Source organism: Rhizobium ecuadorense (assembly GCF_001187535.1).
GTDB lineage: Bacteria > Pseudomonadota > Alphaproteobacteria > Rhizobiales > Rhizobiaceae > Rhizobium > Rhizobium ecuadorense.
The window spans coordinates 1-339 of the sequence record NZ_LFIO01001185.1; the positions used below are offsets into that span (position 1 = coordinate 1).

Below are 339 nucleotides of genomic sequence, written 5' to 3' on the forward strand. Positions count from 1 at the left end.
CCCTGGACGAACGAGGAGATGGTGGGCGAGGCGCTTGCTCCGGTTCGCGACAAGGTCAAGATCGCCACGAAATTCGGCTGGGACATCGATCAGGAGACGGGCGAGCACCGCGGTGGCGTCAACAGCAAGCCGGCGCAGATCCGCCGCGCCATCGAGGGCAGCCTAAAGCGCCTGCGCACCGACCACATCGACCTTTATTATCAGCACCGGGTCGATCCAGACGTGCCCATGGAAGATGTGGCCGGGACGGTCAGGGAGCTGATCGCCGAGGGCAAGGTGCGGTGGTTCGGTCTGTCCGAGGCCGGTGCCCGATCGATACGCCGTGCGCATGCTGTACAG

The 339-nt window shown here is 64.9% G+C and carries 1 protein-coding gene; it reads left to right on the forward strand.

Translation table 11 applies throughout. The features are described 5' to 3' along the window. Positions 1-339: aldo/keto reductase (locus tag AF337_RS25410; protein WP_160320348.1), on the forward strand; the 339-nt coding region annotated here is incomplete at both ends.